This window comes from Methylobacterium oryzihabitans (assembly GCF_004004555.2).
GTDB classification, from domain to species: domain Bacteria; phylum Pseudomonadota; class Alphaproteobacteria; order Rhizobiales; family Beijerinckiaceae; genus Methylobacterium; species Methylobacterium oryzihabitans.
In genome coordinates, this window is record NZ_SACP01000151.1 from 1 (window position 1) to 457 (window position 457).

Sequence of the window (457 nt, forward strand, 5' to 3'; positions counted from 1 at the left end):
CGGCTCGGCCAGCGGGTTGCGCAGCAGCGCCTGGAGAACCACACCGCAGGTGGCCAGGCCGGCACCGCAGGCTGCAGCGACCAGGGTGCGGGTCAGGCGGTAGTTCCAGACGATGCCGGCGTCGATCGGGTCAACCGGGTAGCCGGCCTGCCACAGGTGGTTGGCCAGCACCTGGCCGACCACGCTGGGTGACAGGTTGGTCTCACCGATGGCAGTGCCGGCCAGCAAGGCGGCCAATAGTGCCGCCAAGGCGATTGCGATGCAGGGTAACAGGCGAATCATCACTGGGCCGCTTTACCGCTGGCGAAGGCTGCCGACAAGGTTTGCAGGCCACGGAACAGGCGGATGCCGGCCTGCATGGCGTCGGCGTCGAGGACGATGATGCGGTTGTGCTTCACCGCGTCCATGTTGCGGGTTACCGGGTCGTTGCGCAGGAATTCCAGCTTTTTCTGGTAGT

General features: G+C 66.1%; 1 protein-coding gene. It reads right to left on the bottom strand.

Features of this window, described 5'->3' with window-relative positions; genetic code table 11:
• The coding region (locus tag EOE48_RS28805; RefSeq protein WP_148239831.1) for an iron chelate uptake ABC transporter family permease subunit at positions 1-282 on the bottom strand (282 nt) is incomplete at its 3' end.
• Positions 283-457 lie beyond the last annotated feature (175 nt).